Source organism: Microbulbifer variabilis, from assembly GCF_052468405.1.
The window spans coordinates 1,268,770-1,285,534 of sequence record NZ_CP174343.1 but is presented as its reverse complement, the minus strand read 5'-3'; the positions used below and the strand labels follow the sequence as shown (position 1 = coordinate 1,285,534).

The 16,765-nt window shown below is 43.0% G+C and carries 10 protein-coding genes; 2 read left to right on the top strand and 8 right to left on the bottom strand.

The window, feature by feature from the left end; translation table 11 throughout:
- Window positions 1-93 precede the first annotated feature (93 nt).
- Window positions 94-3,060 carry a DUF3857 domain-containing transglutaminase family protein gene (locus ACJJJB_RS06090; protein WP_445365900.1) on the bottom strand — a complete coding sequence of 989 codons (2,967 nt, stop codon included), beginning with the start codon at window positions 3,058-3,060 and terminating at the stop codon, window positions 94-96.
- 448 nt (window positions 3,061-3,508) lie between these two features.
- On the opposite strand from ACJJJB_RS06090, the gene ACJJJB_RS06085 reads away from it, so the two are divergent.
- Window positions 3,509-3,817 (top strand): hypothetical protein, encoded by a 309-nt coding sequence (locus tag ACJJJB_RS06085; RefSeq protein ID WP_445365899.1) that lies wholly within the window; start codon window positions 3,509-3,511, stop codon window positions 3,815-3,817.
- Between the two features lie 707 nt (window positions 3,818-4,524).
- On the opposite strand, the gene ACJJJB_RS06080 is transcribed toward ACJJJB_RS06085, so the two are convergent.
- The 4 genes from ACJJJB_RS06080 to ACJJJB_RS06065 form a co-directional block, all read right to left on the bottom strand.
- A complete protein-coding gene (locus tag ACJJJB_RS06080; protein WP_445365898.1) occupies window positions 4,525-7,347 on the bottom strand; it encodes a zinc dependent phospholipase C family protein in 2,823 nt (940 codons plus the stop codon).
- A 229-nt stretch (window positions 7,348-7,576) separates the two neighbouring features.
- Window positions 7,577-7,903 carry a hypothetical protein gene (locus tag ACJJJB_RS06075; RefSeq protein WP_445365897.1) on the bottom strand — a complete coding sequence of 109 codons (327 nt, stop codon included), beginning with the start codon at window positions 7,901-7,903 and terminating at the stop codon, window positions 7,577-7,579.
- Between the two features lie 34 nt (window positions 7,904-7,937).
- Window positions 7,938-9,416 (bottom strand): arylsulfatase, encoded by a 1,479-nt coding sequence (locus ACJJJB_RS06070; protein ID WP_026305289.1) that lies wholly within the window; start codon window positions 9,414-9,416, stop codon window positions 7,938-7,940.
- Window positions 9,417-9,792: 376 nt separating this feature from the next.
- Entirely contained in the window at window positions 9,793-10,839 is a 1,047-nt protein-coding gene (locus ACJJJB_RS06065; RefSeq protein WP_020415031.1) for an HAD family hydrolase, read from the bottom strand.
- Between the two features lie 109 nt (window positions 10,840-10,948).
- Here ACJJJB_RS06065 and ACJJJB_RS06060 point away from each other — a divergent pair, with 109 nt between their 5' ends.
- Entirely contained in the window at window positions 10,949-13,252 is a 2,304-nt protein-coding gene (locus ACJJJB_RS06060; RefSeq protein ID WP_445365896.1) for a tetratricopeptide repeat protein, read from the top strand.
- Between the two features lie 90 nt (window positions 13,253-13,342).
- Here ACJJJB_RS06060 and ACJJJB_RS06055 read toward each other — a convergent pair whose 3' ends face one another.
- From ACJJJB_RS06055 to ACJJJB_RS06045, 3 genes are read right to left on the bottom strand one after another with little or no spacing between them, the layout of a single operon-like run.
- Window positions 13,343-14,728: a hypothetical protein gene (locus ACJJJB_RS06055; protein ID WP_444945217.1), complete on the bottom strand. Its 1,386-nt coding sequence runs from the start codon at window positions 14,726-14,728 to the stop codon at window positions 13,343-13,345.
- A gap of 14 nt (window positions 14,729-14,742) precedes the next feature.
- Window positions 14,743-15,486, bottom strand: a complete 744-nt coding sequence (locus tag ACJJJB_RS06050) for an outer membrane lipoprotein-sorting protein (protein WP_444945218.1) — start codon at window positions 15,484-15,486, stop codon at window positions 14,743-14,745.
- Between the two features lie 48 nt (window positions 15,487-15,534).
- Window positions 15,535-16,764 (bottom strand): ABC transporter permease, encoded by a 1,230-nt coding sequence (locus ACJJJB_RS06045; RefSeq protein ID WP_020415027.1) that lies wholly within the window; start codon window positions 16,762-16,764, stop codon window positions 15,535-15,537.
- Window position 16,765 lies beyond the last annotated feature (1 nt).

Below are 16,765 nucleotides of genomic sequence, written 5' to 3'. Positions count from 1 at the left end.
TGAGGTCAGCAATGTCCGAACCCTTTAACCGGGATAGATAGCGGCCAGCCTCTTAAACTTAAAGCTATCTACCACCTTTTCGTTAAAAAATAATTACTGAATAGACTGCCATTGTGCTTTCAGGGCATTGACAAATAGTTTATCCCTACCATCTACGCCAGAAACATAGAGGATGAAGTCACTACCATCCTTCCTAAGGATGGTGACCGTAGTATTATCCTCCAAGCCCCCCCATTCAACCTGGATATCTTCTACTTTGTCATAAGTCGCCACTTCTTTCTGTAATACCCCTTCCTCTTTCCAATAAGAAAATACATGACGTTGAGTGAAGCCGTTCCCATCATCTCTCACAAATAAAAGGGCATCACTATAAAAATATTCAACTTCATCTTTTGGTTTTATTATCCCCTGTCTTTGCATAAACTTAATGTTATCAGCCGAAATTTCGCTGCCATCTATTACCGCTTCGCTCGGAGTCAACCCAACTTCGCCTCCTATTTGAATCACATATAGAGGCAGGCCAAGTAAAATCAATAGAACATGCCTAATACCCCAGCGGGAATTATTTATCTCTGCAGATGATTTGGCACCATTAACAAAAATCATATAATTTGCTAGAGGCAATATAGCTAATGCACTTATCAGCAAGGATAGCAAGACGTAATCTGTAATATGTCCTAAAATCGACGAGACTAGAAAGATTATAGCCAATAGGATTGCCAATTTTTTACCAGGCAAGTGAGAAACACCAAAACGGTTTACGCTATCCTCTTTTAGATTGTTCCAAAGGGGGAAATACCAAAATTCGTTAAATATCCCTCTGGCAACCGGCATGATTGCGCTGTTCTCCTGTACCCGAATATACTTAAAATTCCTATAGAACCAATAGACACCAAATAATCCAAAAGTAAAAATCCACATCGCTATCAACTTACCTAGAGAAACTGGGTAATAAATCGCGTCTTGTTTAACTGGATTTTTCCACCTTTCATAACGCCACATAAAAATAAGCAGCACATAGAAAGATGCATATATATAAATAAATGTGGCGACAGACAACTGAGACACCAACCCCCCTTCGCCCTCATTTACTATAGAAGAATTTGTATACCGTTTGTAGACACCATAGCTCAAGTGATTTTCTACCCTTTCAATTGCCTCAATGTAAGACTTGTAATCTTCAGCCTTAACATGATCAATCTTGCTTTGGTATGAATACTCTAACCTCAGTTTTTTAGTGGCTTCCTGATAATCAACGGTATTCTTGAAGTGGAAAAATTTGTTATCTTCCTCAAAAAACTCATTATCAAAGGACCAATCATCCCCTTCAAAGTTGACTTCGATGATCTGCTCGATTAGCTCCGGATACAATAATTCTAGAGGGTGCCGCCTATTCCTATCATCATATTTTGAAATCGCCGAACTGACAATATTTGCATAAAAATCAACTTCATACCGCTCTCTTTCAGGCTTATTCTCCCAGAACTCTTCAATCCTATATTGCTCGGTATAAGAAAAAATATTCCTCTCAAGATCATCTTCAAATTCAACTATAGTTTCAACTTCAATACCAGGATAATAGCCTTCAAAAAATTCCAGATATCCATTCTGAATTGAGTCTCGCCCATTACTCGCCAAGCCTCGCCTTTGTCTTTCAGCATTCCATCCATAATTAACAGTCTTTGACTTAAATGCTACAGAGCCTTCAGTAGGAATATTGAACTCATCCTTTACAAACACACCAAATTTTGCAAAAGTCGGGTGCATTTCTGTTAAGTTATCGACGCCAGGTCTTAGTACGAGTGCTTTTCCATAGTCTGGTTGGTGGATTGTATCTAAAGCACCATGCTGATAGCTTCTAGTCGGGTCTACCCAGTACTCTTTACCCTCAAACTCAAAATAGGTAATGACATGATCAAAGGATCTGACACTAGGGATTTTATTCTTTAACTTTGACTCCGTATTAACTAACGCAGGATAACCTATAACTCCTAACTCTTTTAGTAGAGTAAGAAATAGTACGGTTTTATCTTTACAGTCACCATAGCGGTTTCTTAATGTCTCACTCGCCAATCTGGGCTTATGCGAATTTTCCCCCAACTCTATTCCTAAATAACGCACCTCATCCTGAACAAACTTTAGTGCAGCCGATATCTGGGAACCCTTATCTGATGAGTTTGATTTTATATTATCTGCTAGCTTCGAGATATCTTCATTAATATGATATACATCCTCATACAACCCTCTCCCCCAAATACCAACATCTTCCCATGTCTCAGACTCACTAAAGTAAACAGCCCCCCATGGACTAAACCAGGAGGGAGTATCATCATCAGACTTCAAAGGGTCAATTTTACTATCCTGTAAAATAAACTCATTGGCATCACCTAGATTCCGTCGTTTTAATTCTAAATCACTATTTACGATCGAGTACTGGAGAGGATTTGGCTTTTCCCAAAGTATGCGAAGAAAATGACTTTCTAATGGAACAGACCAGTTAAGATTGAAACTATAAGCAAATAGCCCTTGATAGACAGGGTTCATTCCCGAGCGAGTATAGCTATACTCTACAACATCCCCTACCCTAATGTCATCCAGAAGAATATTTAATGTTATTTGGCCACTATAAATCAATTCACTCATTTCTTCTTCACGCTGTATGTAATCCATACGCGCTGTATTGATTTTATTTAACACTTCTCCATTTCGTATAACATTAATAGAGTGCAGAACTACTTTTTGATAGACAGGATCATAGTTAATGCTAATCTGCGAACTCTCATCTACTCCCTCTTGATTAATAATGTTTTCAGCCATCCGGAAGAAATAATCTGGCGCCTTCTCCTCACCCACCTTAACTTGTGTATCTAACAGCAAGTAATGAACTCCATTCTGAATTTTGTCATTTGGAGTCTTACTTACTTCAGGAATAACTACATTTGTTACCCATCCTGGTACAGGTGAGGTTGCAACTTCCTCCTCAGCCCAAATTTTTCCAGCCCCACTCAACAAACAACCAATTAAAACCACTTTTACTAACGAAACAATTCTAATATTCATCTTTCTTTTTAAAGTGTAAAAATACTCACCAACAAAAATGACAACAAATCTACTACCAACTCAAAGTTATTGTTCTCACTACCACTCAAAAGCAGCCTGAAATACCGCCTCACCTGGAACTAAAATACCAACTACCACCCACTTAAGTTGACATCTTCGATTAAAGTATTATCGATTTCCAATCGAATACGGCAAAAACCTTAAACAACATGGTCGACCTCTTATGTTTGCAATAAAACAAATACCACGTAATTTATCATCTCTAAGTTAAAAAATATACTTTTTAACTTCTCGAAACCATCCACAACTGTAACAATTATTCAAAAATTGAATATATCCAGATTATATATGCACACAAGCATCCCTATTAATAAGTAGCAACCCTAAACTGAAATGCCCAGACATATTTCTATCGGTAAAAACAGTTCAGCATTCTGAGGTTATGACTTTGAAACTTGTATTTCTACCTGGCCTGGATGGCACTGACATCTTATTTAACGACCTGATAAAAGCACTCCCCAAGACACTAAATTACGAGGCAATTTCCCTCCCAGAATTAGAAGGACAAGACTACTCAGAACAAGCAGTATCACTAGAAAAAATGACAAAGGAAGAAATCCTTTTTCTGGTTGTGGAGTTCTATTCCGGCAGGTTAGCCTATGAGCTATGCCAATTAACAGAGAATAGAGTAAAAGAGATTGTCTTTATTGTCAGCTTTGTCTCACCACCATCAGCCATATCCAGATTTTCTAAATGACTGTCAGTTTGAATTATGAAACCCAACTTCGTAGGCCGATTGATAGTCAACTTCTCAGGCTTCAATGATTGTGACACAGACGAAAAATCTCAGCAGCTTTTTCAGTCATTGAAGCAAACGAATACAGATATACTAAAACAACGATTTATAAATATTACAAAAATAGACACACCAATTCGAAAATTCAGCATAGCTTCGGTTTATATCCGCCCTGTGAATGACTATTTAGTAGTCAAAGAGACTAATTAAAACTTTGAGCTTTCTATTAGAGTCCCTGGAGGTTATTAGTTTGCCAGGCGGACATTTTATCTCGCAATCTAAGTCAGTTGAATGCGCAGGGATTATAGAACTTACTGCTTATTTAGCACTCAATACCAACAATCACTACTTGTCAGGGTGATAATTGGCACGGCTTCAAAAACTACTAATTTAGCCCATCTATTACTCACATGAGAGTGCTCCTAAATTTTATTAGCAATTAGCGCCAAAGCAATTGTATCGCTCCAATTACCAATACACTTAGAGCCAACAAGAAAATATATGTACTTTTTGAAAAAAATTTTACAGGTATTTAGGCAGGCAATTCCTGCCTAAATAAAGTAGATAAGATTTAATAGAAAGGCCCCATTAGAAAAATGCTCTTAGGGGCCTTTCTATCCTACACTCCTCGACTCACCAATAAGGTGATACAAAAGAGGTCAACCTTATTAGGGCATGGCGCATTGACGATCTGGATATGGGAAGCTCTCATTCAGTGTTCTGTAAGAAGAGCCTGCATCAAGAATCCAATCAAAACCTATCACAGTAGGATTGGTTACTCCAGCGGTTAACGGTCCCTTAAACAAACCATCAAACAAATCATTTTTTGCACGCCAGTCTTTCCATAGCACAAAACCTGATGATGTAGAGAAGTTATCAAAGAAACGGTATTTGTCCTCACTCCCAATAGATCTTGGTAACGGTGGTGCACACAACATCCATTGATGATTACCGTCGATGCTTTTGAAGGCACCAGCAACAAGATTATCAGCGCTTAATCCATTAAAAATAGACTCGCTCAAACCTTGAGTCCTGGCTAATGCTTTCAGCCCCTCCGTATCCAGCAAGGCTAGTTTCGCCAAAGTAATGGCATTTGCTACTACTGGATATTCACTCACACTGTAGTCGCCATTACCATCCAGGCGCATCTCTGCTGTGACTCGATAAGCCATATCTGGGATTTTAACCAAATGCTGAGTATTGGATTCATTTTTCGAATACCAGGTATTCAGCGCAGTATCGGTCATGGGTGCATCAAGCAGGTCGAGTAACTCCTTGAATTCGGTGGGCAGCACATCTTCCACCTCTTCAATCGCATACTCCTTTACCTCCCCTTTTAACCCATCAATTGCCTTTCGGAGCTCTTCTCTGGCATTGCGTACCGTAAGAGGAATTGGCGCATTATCAAGAACCGTCAAAACATCAGACAGGGAATCGATCATACTATCGACATTTTGCCAAATATCACAAACTTGCGATGGTACCCCAATAAAAGTTGGGCCATAACAATATACCCAATCAGTTAAAGGATCTACACTACTAGCATTCTTATCCATGGTATTTACCATCATGGTAGCGGTAGTGCGTGTATATTCCAACATTGCAACATCAACCCCTGATTTCCACATCTCAAATTTGGACTGGATCGGGCTAACATTACTATTCAGAAGCTGCAAAAGATCGATGGCGGCATCTGCAATGGCATGCAGATTTTTCTGTGCTTTTTGCATTTCCGCATGAGCTTCTCTAGCATCCTCAATATTTTGTTTAGCCAAATCATTGGCTTCTTCTTCTAGATCATGAATAACTTTAAGCGCTGCATATTCGCTGGCGTGAACAGTCTTTGCAAGGCTCTCGCATACATCTACATCATCTGAGATGAGCTTATCAGCCTGCATACTGATTATCATTTTTTCTGATTCCGCCTCACGAACCCAAAAATGATCTACAACATTGTGATCTAAAGATACACGCATCTTCCAATCATATTTTTTGTCATTAATAAGAGGAATAAAAATATTACTTGATGCAATAGGAATAAATGGTGCCTGAGTGTTTTCTCGTGCTAAATTCAAAACATCTGTAACACCATCAATCATATATGTTAGATGTCTAGGGTATCTACTATTAAAGGGGACTTCGCTCTCTATTTTTCTATGCTGCTCATAGAGGTATTGGTCTGAGAAAAGTTGATGTGCTGAAATATCAAAATCTCTCGCATACCAGTGCTCATCACCATCACCATCAAATAGACTCCCCGGGTTCAAAGCTAACTTTACCAGGTCCTCTACACCATCAACACCCAACATGTTAGCAATAGGATCAAGGTCAATTGACTTGTCAATCAGACCAGCGGGGTCAATTGTTTTAAGGGCAAACTCACAACCTTTTGCCGTTACTTCTGTGCGCCAGTCCAGCTGGGCCTTCTCTAACTCATGCTTTTTGTTGACCAGCTTGGCATGTGAGCTTTGCACCTTATCTAAGGCATCTGCTACCCCATCAAAGCCACGCCCCTCAAAATCAAGCCTGTACTTTAGTAAGTTATTACTTATTGATTGAGCTTTATCGATACCTATATTGACTTCATCAATAAAATCATTGGCAATGTTATTCAGATCACTAGCCATTGACTCCGGCATCTCATAACCAGTCCAATCCTTAATAAGGTATTGGGTTACCCATACATCAATGGTGTGCCAATAGCCATTTGCATCAATCGCTTGGTTATATAGCTGTTCCCTGAACTTTGAAATTGAAGCCAAGTGAGATGCCAGGGGGTTTTTTCCATACTGTTCTGTTGGAATATCAGCATAAATAAGCTTGTCTCGAAGAAACTCAAACAGCTCATCATCATTGAGATCAATTCTTTGGTGAGGCTCACCGAGGACCTTTCCGAGGTGATCACGCAGAATAGGTACCCTGGAATCAATGTAAGATTCAAGAGCTATATGGCGCTTTTCATTTAAACTTTCACCATCAAAAATAGCAAAAATATCACCCGAGTACTGGTTTACATAGGTGTGAGCGAATACATCCGCTGAGGCATGCCCGAGGTATCCATAGATATAAGCTTTTCCTATATTAGAGGTGTCCTTCTGGGTCAGCAAGTACTTTAGCCAATCGTCTGTGTTATAACGCGTGCTATCCTCTTGAACTATCGCATCACCAGCCTCATTTTTATCCAGTGCTCCAGGGTGAACGCTGGTCTGCCCAACTACAAAATCGGGAGAAGCATCGGGCCCAATATTGCCAAGCAGATAAGCGGACTGATTCTTCAGGATCGCTGAAGAAACATCATCTGGAACATCGATATCATAGTAATTATTATTGATTTCAAAAGTCAGCTTGCCATCATCAGCAAGATCATTGATTACTTGTTGACCAACAAATACATGACTCTTTAACTTAAAAGCCCAGCTCTGATTAGTTGCCAACAACCCCAAAAGAAGGCAGGCAAACTGCCCCCCTATCCCCTTTTTTCTAGCAAACATCCGGTATACTTCTTAATGATAAAAGAAGGATTGTATCAAGCTTAGGATCTTATATATAGTTAAAGATTAACTGTTCATCCTTTATCCATAGCCTACAAAATTTATAAGGCGAACAAATTTTACACAGACTTATAGGGTAGGTCTGTTTAATTAGACATTCAGCAATAATTTGGTTTAAATTTTCAACATTCTTAATATAATTTAAATACTGATCAAATTCGTGAATTAATTACTTGTTTGGATGATAATTAGCACTACTCCAGACATTATTGATTTCATCCGCCTGCTGTTGGGCATTAAAGTGCTCCCAAGTGATACCATTAACATCCTTTTCTTGGGTAAAAGCGGTTGCAGCCGGATCTTCCCATCCCAAGTGCCTAAGAGTCCCAGATCTGCACTTTGGGTCTTTGCGGACAGATAGGTTCAGTGAGTCGGTGCGCCATAAAGCATATTCACCGGCAACATAAGAGCACGGGGCGCAGTTTAGGCGAGTACTATAATCTTGTACTGTTTCCTCAATTCTATCAGTGGACAGTGCTATATGTAGTTTTTTCATGCTTTGCTCTTTAGCCAGAGTGTTTTCGGAAAAGTCAGTTACTTCCTGCGGCACCCGCTTCGAGTTGCTTTTGTACTTTATCCAGGTTAAAAGACCCCGGTACTTGACTGGGAGGGTACTCCTTCATCGTTTGTAAGAATTTGGCAGCGAGCTGCTGCATCGGCACCAGCACAAAAGCTCTGTCAATAAACCAATCGTTATAGGTATTGGAGTTATGCTGCGCTTTTTCGAAAGGGTCCTGACGCAGGTTAAATAGAAGAGGAACCCGCAATTCCGTAAAAGGTTCACGCCAGACTTCAAAACCCTTTCCGCGGTTTTCCAGGAAAATGGCCTTCCAGGGTTCATAACGCATGGCTACTATCTGTCCATCGTCGTTCACATAGATAAATTCCTTGCGAGGTGATAGCTTTGCCTTGCCGGTGAAGTAATCCATCATATTGTAACCATCGACATAGTTTCGATATTGCCGACCTTCCAGCTCCACCCCTGACTTTAATTGCTCTTTAATATTGGGATTTCCACCTGCAGCAGCCAGAGTAGGCAACCAGTCTTCATGTGAAACAATACCGGTTAATGTGGTTCCTGCCGGGAATTTACCCGGCCAGCGTACAAAGGCAGGGACCCGATAGGCCCCCTCCCAGTTTGAGTTCTTTTCACTGCGGAAGGGGGTAGTCGCTGCATCAGGCCATGTATTGAAATGAGGACCGTTATCGGTTGAATAGAACACGATGGTATTATCGGCAATTTGCAGGCGATCCAGCAGGCTGAGTAACTTCCCTACCAGGATATCGTGCTCCACCATACCGTCCATATATTCATTACTGTTCGGGCCCGCCAGATTTGTATGCTCCTCCCGTACATGAGTGCGAAAGTGCATTCGGGTGGCATTCCACCACACAAAGAATGGCTTTCCGTCCTGGTGAGCACGCTCGATAAAGTCTATGGCCGCAGCAAGAGTCTCATCATCAATGGTTTCCATCCGTTTCTTGGTCAGTGGGCCGGTATCTTCAATAGTGCCCCCAGCGAAGGACTTTATGACTCCACGAGGACCAAACTTTTTGCGGAACTCTGGATCTTTGGGATAGTCACGATTTTCCGGCTCTTCCTCCGCATTGAGGTGATAGAGATTTCCAAAAAATTCGTCAAAGCCGTGATTAGTCGGCAGGTGCTCATCCAGGTCACCTTGGTGATTCTTGCCAAACTGCCCTGTAACATATCCAAGGCTTTTCATCACCGTAGCGATTGTCACATCACTCTTTTGCCATCCCTCTTTGGCTCCCGGGAGTCCTACTTTGGTCATTCCAGTTCGCACCGGAACGTTGCCTGCCAGGAAAGCTGCACGCCCAGCAGTACAAGATTGCTGGCCGTAGTAATCGGTAAATGACAACCCTTCAACTGCCAACCGATCGATATTTGGGGTCGCGTACCCCATCATGCCGCGACTGTTAAAGCTGATATTCCAGATACCGATATCATCTCCCCAGATCACCAGGATATTTGGTTTTTCTGGCATTTGAGGTTGGGGTTTACCTTGCTGGGACTGAGCTTGAGCAGGGCTCTCCGGTTGTTTTTCAAGTTGCTTTTGTTCTCCGAGTTGAGGCTGAGCATTAACTTGCCACTGAAGACAGCAAAGTAAACCAATAGCCACTGCTACTCGTCGCGACAGCAGGAAAAGTGAATACATGACGGACCTCATCACTCGCTTTGCGGGCTCATATCAAAACAAAAGCACCTTGCCTGATATCCAGAATATGACCCCTGTTATTGGCGCCAGAGTTCAAATCTTGCACTTTCTTTGAGGGGTAATACAGCAAGATTAGACAAGTCTTTACCCATTGGTGCCTGCTATACCAACACTGCTCGATATGCTTCCCTGGCGAAAGGTTTGATTAATTTGGCGCATGTACTTTTTCACCGTTTCTGTCCTCTTTTTCGGCGGTTTGTACGACGGGAAATATCACCTTCCAGTCCTTGGCCATATCTACAACCGTCCAGCCATTGGGTTTCGCAGCTTTTAGCGCTTTATCCAAGCGTCCCACCCTGGAATTGCGATCATAAGCCCACTCCCTTTTTGCATCGGTATGATGAATCAACATCCCAAAACGCGGCCCAGGGCCTGATGTTACCCACTCCAACATCTGCAGGTCCCCATCGGAGTTTCCAGCGGCAAAAATCGGACGGCGGCCAATCATCTGACTAATACCGATAGGTTTGCCTTCTTTATCATTCACAAATTCGATATCATCAGTAGTGATAACACGCGGCTTGCCATCACCATCCTCATAGCGGGCTTTCAGTCGGCTACCAACAACCTGCTCTGGAGGAATACCGTATAGCTGTTCAGAAAACACACGGATAAAATCTGCGCCACCTCCAGAAACTATATAAGTTTTAAATCCTTTCGAGCGCAGGAAATTTAATAGCTCTCGCATTGGCTGGTAATACATAGCAATGTAGTGCTTTCCTGTGAGCGGATTTCTGGCTGTATTAAGCCAGGAAGTAACAACTTTATTAAATTCTTCTCTGGTCATATCCGCATGAGTCGCACCGATCATTTTCTCCAAACCGGTTCTTCCCTGTGCCAACAAGGTGATCATGTCATCGTTGAGAATCGCCGCAAAAGGCTGCTCCGACTTCCATTCAGGGTGTTCCGGTGCCAACCGCTTTACTTCATCCATAGCAAAGAGCAGCTGAAAGTAGGCTGGCTTTTCTGCCCATAAGGTTCCATCGTTATCAAATACGGCTATACGTTGTTCAGGAGGGATGAAATCTGCGCTACCTTCCTGAGTGACCTTATCGATGAATGTTACGATAGCGGACTTTGCAGCAGTACTATTCCATGAAGGAAGTGGCGCACTACCACGTTCGTTAGCAAAGCAGGCATATGCTGACACGAGTAAGCCATATGCAAACAGATACGCTTGAATCCTGACCATACCCACAAACCACCCTAATGGTTAAACGTTACTCTTTGGCGGCGAATGAACTAATCTTGCTTTAGCAATCCCAGAGCCGAACTGGGTTATTCAGGACTACGCAAGAATTATGATAAATATAGTCAGCGGTATTTCCCGACTTGTCGTGCTCTTGAGTCTTCAAGCTCTGATTGCTTGTGGGCCGAATGATCGCAGTATGTCCAAAGTAGATAAGGTTAAAAACCTCGATACCTCCACAACTCATAATCAGCAGATAGGTCAAGCTGCGCATAAAGAAACGACTTATGTAGGGTCTAAATTTTGCGCTCACTGCCATAAGGAAGAGACCAGCGCCTGGCAAAGTTCCCACCATGCTTTTGCAATGCAGGAAGCGAATGAAGGGAGTATCCTCGGCGATTTTAATCAGTCAACTTTTACCTATGAGGGTATTACTTCCACCTTCTATAAAAAGAAAGGGGACTATTACGTCAATACTGATGGGGCCAACGGCGAGCTAAAAGATTTTCCTATTGCCTATACATTTGGCGCAGTACCACTGCAACAATACTTGATTCAGTCTCCCGGCGGACGCCTCCAGGCACTCAGTATTGCGTGGGATAGTCGGTCCAAGGCAGAGGGGGGGCAGCGATGGTTCCACCTATATCCAGATGAGAAGATCTCACATAAGCACTCCCTACACTGGAGCGGCATCAATCAAAATTGGAATTTTATGTGTGCGGACTGCCACTCCACAAAACTACAAAAAAATTACGACCTAAATACCGATAGCTTTAAAACCAGCTGGTCCGAAATCAATGTTGCTTGTGAGTCCTGCCACGGGTCAGCATCCAAACATCTAGAATGGGCTGAGAACAAGCAGTTAAAGATCAAAAATTTTGGATTTCCTGTTGAACTGCATTCGGTCAGTGCGACCAATTGGGAAATGGACCATGAAAGTGGCATTGCCAAAAATAAGGTATCCCAAAAAAATCAAGAGCTACAAACCTGTGCCCAGTGTCACTCCAGGCGCACTACTTTCTTTCCTGGCGCAAAAGCTGGCAGCCAATTTCTGGATCACTATAATCCCGCCCTGCTGCTACCGCCGCTCTATCATATAGATGGTCAAATTAACGAGGAAGTCTATGTTTACGGTTCATTCCTGCAGAGTAAAATGTATGCAGCAGGAGTTACCTGTAGCAATTGCCATGAACCACATAACTTACAGCTGCGCAGTAGTAGCGATGGTGTTTGTTCCCAGTGCCACCTCCCGGAAAAATTTGCGCAAGTCGATCACCACCTTCACCCTGTTAATAGCTCCGGTGCAAGATGCGTCAATTGTCATATGCCATCAAAAAACTATATGCAGGTAGATAGCCGTCGGGATCATAGTTTTCGAATCCCAAGGCCAGACCTTTCTGATAAGTTAAACACACCCAATGCCTGCCTCAGCTGCCACCAGGAACAAACCAACCAATGGGCAACTGATGTACTGCACAGAAAGTTTGGTGCCCCCGACAAGTCTCATTACGGCGAAGCGCTTCACGCAGGATTTTTCCAAGCAATCGATGGGGAGAAAAAACTAAGCCAGCTAATTACAGATTCCACACAGCCAGCAATTGCGAGGGCGACCGCAGTAACCCTACTCCCCCAGTATTTCACACGTCATTCCGCCCAGCTATTGCAGGCAATAGCGCAAGGTAACGAACCGCTTCTCAGTTTGGCTCTAGCCCAATCACTGGATAGAGTACCAGCACAATTTCGCCCGGCACTGGGCATTCCCCTTCTCTTTGAGCGTGAACGCGTAACACGCTCGTTAGCCGCCAATGCACTGGGATCATTGCCCCTAAATAATTACCCAGGCCCGGTTCAGAAGCAGTTTTACACAGCACTTAAGGAGTACACCGCCTCAGAGTTATTTAATAGTGATCGCCCAGAATCCCTGGTCAACCTGGGCGAACTACACAGACAGAGAGGTAATTCCAGCCAGGCAGAAGTTTTTTTTCGGCGAGCAATTAAGAGTGCCCCCTATTATGTCCCTGCCTACGTGAATCTGGCGGACCTGTATCGAGTTGAGGAGCGTGAGGAGGAGGCTGAGAAACTACTGCGGCAAGGCCTGAATCGAGCCGAAAGCAAAGCGGCAGTTCAGCACTCCTTGGGGCTATCTTTGATACGGCAGAGCCGCCACTCAGAGGCAATTAACTTTTTGCAACAAGCTGCAGAAGCCCAGGAAACCAATAGTCGTTATATCTACGTATATGCTATTGCCTTACACTCGGCCAAAGAACCATTGCAGGCACTTTCAGTACTTGAAAAAGGATTGGATCAGTTCCCATCCTCACCAGATATATTGCAGGCAATAATCTCTATTCATCGTGAATCTGGCAATCTCGAAAAAGCAAAAAAATATGAAGTACTACTTACTGGAAACTATTAAATACTTTGAGCTAAATAGACCTGTTAATTCTATATAAGTATCAGAGAACACTTTGCTATTCCATTTATACATCCTCTAGTATAAAAAAAACTAGAAATCGTAATAGAAACTCAATCGCAGTAGATGCTCACTGGGAATCAGACCAAATTCACAGTTATCACAGCCGGAAAATACTTGAGCCTGAAGCCTTGTACTGAAATGTTCTGTCCAATTCTGGATAAATTCCAGATTGTGGTATTGACTCTGATCGTCAATATTATATTGGATGCTTTGACGATATTGGAATTTACGCTCTACACGCGTATTGCCCCACATAAAAAACAGATATTCCCGTCGTAGCTGCCCCACAGATAACAAGCCAAAGCTATCAATCAGGAAATTAAAAGCTGTGTGCGCCTCAGTTGATTGTAGGCTTGTCAGGGAAAAGCCTGACTGAGTGAGATTCAGCTTAGCCACATCTATTTGCTCAATTACCTGATCCCACTCTTCCGCTGTATAACCATGCTCGTTATACAGATATTCTGCCGTAATATCCCAACCATCATTTAAGCTTACTTGGGTGCCGAGAACCGCTTTCAAGTAACCGAGATCCTGCAGGTCGGCGTATTGCATATCACCTGCCAGTGCTAGCTCCCGCTGGTGCTCCCAGGCGCCCTCAAACCTTAGAGTGATATTATCGTCAGCTAGTGCACTTAATCCAAGGGCAACATTAATATCCCCACCTTCTAGCTGGTGTAATACCAGACGAGTATCCAGGTCCCCCTCTCGGTTGAAAACCAACGCATACTGATAATCACTATCGCCAAATGGAAGGTCCAGATTTCGGTCCAAGGTATCTTCCACTTCAGCAAAGTAGAAACCCGTATTCCAATCCCCGTAGCGAAAATCCAGATGAACCATATCCCACCCTTGTTGTTGGGTCAGGTCATCGGTATCCAGGTTTGGGCGATCATAAACGGGCTTGAGTAAATTTGCGGGTGACCAGTTGTAGCCATTGCTCCACTGTGGCTTCATGCGCCCAACATTCACTCCAAATCGTCGATTAGAGGAATAGGAGGATAAATAGCCTTCTAATAAGTAGTGGCTGAACTCATCAGAAGCACCTCCTGATTCATCTACTCGATAGTCCCCTACGAGAGCTAAACGTGTATAAGCGGAAAAATAAGAACCGGTAGAAAACTGGCCACTTAAATCCAATGCCAGTTGGGACTCCCTTTCACGAAAAACCAACCCTCCAGGATTAAAGTATTGATTGTCCCTAACGCTATTTTGCTGGTGGTAGGCAATAGCAGAGACATCAAAGTTCCATGAAGCAGAATTTTCCAACATATCACTACCGAGCTCACCCGCCAGATTGGCTTCGGAAGATTCGGTTGAAAACGGATCTTCATACTCCTGTGCAATGACTAAGGGAGGTAGTGAAGCAATACACAAAAAAATAGCCAGCTTTTGCCGGACCAAGCTAGGATTTGCCATGATCTTTACTTCTTTTAATTCAGCCTACCCAGAGAAGCCTTTTGAAAAATAGCCGGATCTAGCGCTTCAAGCTGGTAATTATCAAACTTCATCCAGGTATAGTTATCCTGCATCAGTGCATCAACTAACAAAATCTTGTGTACTTTCAATTCGCCAGAGTACTTTTTATACTCTTTGTAAAATGCTGTTTTCAAGAGGCGGTCGGAGCGGGAATAAAACTCACTTTTTAACGGTTGATGGCCGTCGGCTTTTGCCATCCATACCTTTACTTTGGTATATGCTACGCCGGAAGCAGTCGAAGTTAACTCCAACAACCAATACTCCTGCTCTTCGACTGATTCCTCACCAACAATTTTTGCACGGTAGTCCCTGGAGAAGTTAGTGCCCACTACATCTCCATTACTGGTCTCCCCAATTAAACGCTGCGAAGGCGCTATTCGGATAATACGGCGGGTCCCCGGAATATAGAGCCACATATTGGAGTCTTCTTTCAACATTGTCCGGCCCCGTTCTCGGGCGGGTGACTCGAAACGAATCAGGGATTTATCATTGAAGACTTTAACACTGAGCGTATTTGTTCGGGGCTCTTTATCTTTTTTGTAGCTGATATTAGTGATATCGAATACAAATCCTTGATCCCTATAGCCCCTGACCTCATCCAGTCGATTTACCAGGTATTCCGCTGTCACTTCAGCTTTTGACGATAGACTGAAAGCAAGCAAAAACACAATCCAAAAACCAAAGCGATATTTTTCCATCACAATACTCTTTCTAAGCCTCACGTCACTGGATAGCTCGCATTAACATCAGGTAAACCTCAGAGCATTCACTACGGGTATTCTGGATGCTTTCACGGCAGGATAAATACTGGAAACCAAAGAGATGAAAAATCCCAAGACAAAGGTTTTGATTAAAATTTCAGAAACTACAAATACCCGTATAGGGTAATCTTGGGTACTACCCGGTGGGCGCGGCATCATCCACTCCGCATAGGTGATGCCTTTAGCAGCCAGAACGCCTACAAGTAGACCTAAAAGACTACCGATAATACCCAGGAATACGGATTCCAGAAGAATTAACCCGACCACTTGGGTGGGGGTTCCCCCCATGGCTCGAATAGTACCAATCTCGCGAGTGCGCTCCATCACTGCCATCAGCATGGTGTTGGAGATACTTAAAGCCACAATTACCAATACAATAACTGTAATAAAACCAAAGACACCATTGAATAGCCCGACGACCTGGTGATAATAACCAGCCAAATCCCACCAACTCTTTATTTCCAGTTTTAGACCCTGCTGTTGAAATATCCTTTGCAAATCACCAACGACTTTGTCGGTCATTTTGGTATCGTCCAAAAGGACAACCAGCCTGGTTACATCTGAGGTATAAAGCAACTCCTGGGCAAGAGGTAAATTGACGCGAAGTAGACGATCATCCAGCTCTTTTACACCAGTGCTAATCACTCCAGCAATTTGGATATCCACCGCATTGATCGCCCCATCCTGGGTGCTAGCCAACAAGGTCAAATAGTCCCCTATTTCAGCATCCAGTGAATTAAACAGCCCCTCTCCAAGGTGCGCAGCAGCCGCATCTTCAGGAAACAGGTCCTCTCCTGCAACAATATGAATAGCGGAGGAAAGGAGAACTTCTTTCTCCGCATCGATACCAACCCCCGTTATGGCTATAGACTGTTTTCCATCACTGAGAAGCCCATTAAAATTTAGTCGTGGAGCCACCACCAAAGCCTGGATTTGCTCTTCAATTACATCGCTAATCTCTACTAAGTCAGCAGAGGAGATAAGGTATTTCTCTGGTTCAGCCTTACCATACTGATCGAACCCCTCTGCGTAAACCTGGATATGACCTAACTGCGAACGAATCATACTCTCACGCATACCATCGTACATAGACTGCACAAAGCCACCAAATATAATCAGGCTCGTGCAACCAAATACAACTGCTGCCAGAGTAATCAGACTACGCCGTCCATTTCTCAGGATATTTAACAGTGCTACTTTCCAACCCAGAGTCATG

Coding starts and splice junctions, on each gene's coding strand:
- ACJJJB_RS06090 (WP_445365900.1), bottom strand. CDS start 3,060: ATGAATATTAGAATTGTTTCGTTAGTAAAAGTGGTTTTAATTGGTTGT.
- ACJJJB_RS06080 (WP_445365898.1), bottom strand. CDS start 7,347: ATGTTTGCTAGAAAAAAGGGGATAGGGGGGCAGTTTGCCTGCCTTCTT.
- ACJJJB_RS06075 (WP_445365897.1), bottom strand. CDS start 7,903: ATGAAAAAACTACATATAGCACTGTCCACTGATAGAATTGAGGAAACA.
- ACJJJB_RS06070 (WP_026305289.1), bottom strand. CDS start 9,416: ATGCCAGAAAAACCAAATATCCTGGTGATCTGGGGAGATGATATCGGT.
- ACJJJB_RS06065 (WP_020415031.1), bottom strand. CDS start 10,839: ATGGTCAGGATTCAAGCGTATCTGTTTGCATATGGCTTACTCGTGTCA.
- ACJJJB_RS06060 (WP_445365896.1), top strand. CDS start 10,949: ATGATAAATATAGTCAGCGGTATTTCCCGACTTGTCGTGCTCTTGAGT.
- ACJJJB_RS06055 (WP_444945217.1), bottom strand. CDS start 14,728: ATGGCAAATCCTAGCTTGGTCCGGCAAAAGCTGGCTATTTTTTTGTGT.
- ACJJJB_RS06050 (WP_444945218.1), bottom strand. CDS start 15,486: ATGGAAAAATATCGCTTTGGTTTTTGGATTGTGTTTTTGCTTGCTTTC.
- ACJJJB_RS06045 (WP_020415027.1), bottom strand. CDS start 16,764: ATGACTCTGGGTTGGAAAGTAGCACTGTTAAATATCCTGAGAAATGGA.